Source organism: Synechococcus sp. R55.7, from assembly GCF_047461955.1.
Classification (GTDB): domain Bacteria; phylum Cyanobacteriota; class Cyanobacteriia; order Thermostichales; family Thermostichaceae; genus Thermostichus.
In genome coordinates, this window is record NZ_JANSIC010000279.1 from 1 (window position 1) to 2877 (window position 2877).

4 protein-coding genes and 1 other RNA gene are annotated in these 2877 nt (G+C 57.1%); 4 read left to right on the top strand and 1 reads right to left on the bottom strand.

All coding sequences use genetic code 11. The features are described 5' to 3' along the window. On the top strand, positions 1-273 hold a 273-nt coding region (locus tag NW820_RS11645; protein WP_414407564.1), incomplete at its 5' end, for a hypothetical protein. Here the strand turns inward: NW820_RS11645 and NW820_RS11650 are convergent. Then, a complete protein-coding gene (locus NW820_RS11650) occupies positions 240-593 on the bottom strand; it encodes a hypothetical protein (RefSeq protein ID WP_049749562.1) in 354 nt (117 codons plus the stop codon). The genes NW820_RS11645 and NW820_RS11650 overlap by 34 nt on opposite strands. Positions 594-813: 220 nt before the next feature. Between NW820_RS11650 and NW820_RS11655 the strand changes: the two genes are divergently transcribed. From NW820_RS11655 to rnpB, 3 genes are all read left to right on the top strand, one after another. Continuing rightward, positions 814-1167 (top strand): rhodanese-like domain-containing protein, encoded by a 354-nt coding sequence (locus NW820_RS11655; RefSeq protein WP_414407565.1) that lies wholly within the window; start codon positions 814-816, stop codon positions 1165-1167. 21 nt (positions 1168-1188) lie between these two features. After that, positions 1189-2412 carry a C45 family autoproteolytic acyltransferase/hydolase gene (locus NW820_RS11660; protein ID WP_414407566.1) on the top strand — a complete coding sequence of 408 codons (1224 nt, stop codon included), beginning with the start codon at positions 1189-1191 and terminating at the stop codon, positions 2410-2412. A gap of 32 nt (positions 2413-2444) precedes the next feature. Next, positions 2445-2874, top strand: an RNA gene (gene rnpB, locus NW820_RS11665) — RNase P RNA component class A. The last annotated feature ends 3 nt before the right edge of the window (positions 2875-2877 follow it).

The following is a 2877-nucleotide window of genomic DNA, read 5'->3' on the forward strand; positions in this document are numbered from 1 at the left end:
CCTTACAAGCGCTTAGCGGTTAAGGTTGTTACAGCAACAAACAAGAGCAACAAACAACTGCCACGAGGTCAAAGTGCAGATGGCCAAGTTGCGATCCAATGCCCTCAGCAAAAGCATCCTCTGATGGATCCTCTGTTTAGTCAAGGCTTCGCCAGGGATCCGCAATCAATCGGCAACAAAAATCTCAAAAATCTAGCGCTCTTCAGGTACTTCGAGGGTTCCGGCGAGGATGTCTTGCTTCACCGCTTCCACAGCAGCCACCAAATCCGCTGAGAGCAAGGCTTGGTTGTATTCATCCAGGGCATAGCCCACACCCTCGTTCTCCAGGCCAAAGGTTTGAATGCCGCCGACAAAGTTGCCTTAAAGTTGCCTTCCACCACGCTGCGAATCACTTCATAGGTGGCCATATCCACCCGCTTCAGCATCGAGGTGAGACCGTGGTTGAGGGTGGCAGGGTTGTTGTCGGTATCCCCCAGGTAGTTTTGGTTAGCATCCACACCGATAAAGAACAGCGGACGGGTATCTCCGCTGCAGATGCTGGCATAATCGGCGGGTTTGGGCACTTCCGCAAAGGGATCTCGAATGAAACTCACCCCGGCGGGCAGCCCTGTAGGATGCTGTTGGGCCAGAGCAGCCCAAAGAGCAGCGAGGTAACATCATCTCCCGCCGTATCCGTGTCGATCAAAAAGCGTTGCACAGCCATACCCAGGCTAAGCCCAAATCAGGGTGACATCTTAACCTTTGCGGGCAGTCTCAGGGCAGCTGCTGAGCCGGTGTATCTTGAAAAGGGATCCCTGTAGACCAGAGTTGGCGATGTCCTTCTCCATCCGCTCCATTACACCGCAACAGATGGCCCAATACCTACAGGATCCCGAGGCCGGCCCTCTGCAATTGATCGATGTGCGGGAACCGGCAGAGCTGGAGCTGGTGAATTTAAATGCCCTGGGCTTTCGCAACTACCCCTTGAGCCGGTACGAGGAATGGAGGGAACGGATCCTCACAGAGCTGGATCCAGATCAGCCAACTTTTGTGCTCTGTCATCATGGCCTCCGCTCTGCTCAGATGAGCCAGTGGCTACAGGCCAACGGGTTCACTCAGGTTCATAACATCAGCGGCGGCATTCACGCTTGGGCTTGTGAGGTGGATCCCTCCCTGCCCACCTATTGAGGTCACGGGCAAACCAGCACCATGTTCCCCATTCTTCATCTGCAGGGGGATCCCCAACAACGAGGCCAACAGTATGGATCCCAGGCGGCTCCCCTCATTCGCCACAGCATTGCCAGCTACGCCCGCCAATTTGCCTACCGCTGTGGTCTCACCTGGCAGCAGGCCCAGACCCAAGCAGAGGGATCCCTGCCCTGGCTAGAGCGCCACGTGCCCCACCTGCTGGAAGAAATCCAAGGCATTGCCGCGGGGAGTGGCTTCCGTTTTGCCGAGATTCTGGCCCTCAATTTGCGCACCGAAATTTTATCCAGATCGGTTCCCAGGGGATCCCATCCCGACTGCGCCGCTGCTCTGGAACACAATCTCCAAAACGGAGTACCCCAGCACCCAGCGGATCCTGCTCATGAATTCAAGGGGATTGATCTCATCGATCCAGCCCAAGCCAACCCGGATGGGGGAGAATGCACCACCCTGGCGGCCTTGCCCCAGGCTACCTCCACCCACCACACCTACTTGGCCCAAACCTGGGATTGGATCGGGGAGCAGCGCAGGGCCTGTGTGCTGTTGTGCGTTCGCTCCGATACCCACCCTGCCTACCTCACCCTGACCGAAGCTGGGATCCTGGCCAAAATTGGCCTCAATCAAGCAGGGTTGGCCGTAGCCCTCAACCTCTTGCGCTCTACCCTAGATGGGCAAACCGAGGGAATGCCGGTGCATCTGCTGTTGCGCTTATTGTTGGAGTGCGAGGAGTGGCAGCAGGCTGTAGAGAGGGTGGGATCCTACCCCTACACCGCCTCCTCTTGTGTCAGCGTTGCCGGTATTACAGGACAGGCGACAGGCCTACAGCCCGCTAAGGCGACCAGCTTTGAAATCAGTCCACGAGGAATTGGCCTGCATCTCCCTCAAGGAGGGATCCTCGCCCACACCAATCATTTCCTGGATCCGGCCTTGCGAGAAGATGAGCTGCCCCCCCATATAGGATCCTCCACAAGGCTAGAACGGGCCTATCATTTGCTTCGCCAGAGTGCTCAAACGGGAACCCTAGACGCGGTCGCTCTTCAAAAAATCCTACAAGACCGGACGAATGCCCCCCACTGCATCTGCCGCCATCCGGATCCCCATCTGCCCGTCTGGGATCGCACCGAAAGCGTGGCGGCTGTGGTGATGGATTTGAACCGGCAAATCTTACACCTGGCCCCCAACATTCCCGATCAAGTGGAGTTTGTACCGATTTCCGGGATTTTCTAGGTTTGGGAGATGCAGTAGGATCGAGCTGAAGAGAGAGGAGGGGCAGGCGATCGCGTCCTTGCTGTCGCCACCAGACAGCGGGATGAGGAAAGTCCGGGCTTTCAGAAGAACACACCGCTGGGGAAAGCCCAGTGCGGGTAACCGCGAGGATAGTGCCACAGAAACATACCGCCGATGGCTGGGATCCCAGCACAGGTAAGGGTGCAAAGGTGGGGTAAGAGCCCACCAGCAACGTCGTGAGGCGTTGGCTCGGTAAACCCCGGTGGAAAGCAAGGCCGCAGCCGCAGGATCATGGCTGTTCTTCGCCCCTGTTGGCTGCATCGAGATCACGGTACCCAAAGTGGGGAAGGGTGCTCTCGATGGTGGTGAGCCGCTAGAGGGTGATGGCAACATCACTCCCAGATGGATGATCGCCAGTGCAACTCTGCACTACAGAACCCGGCTTACAACCTCCTCTCTTTTCTA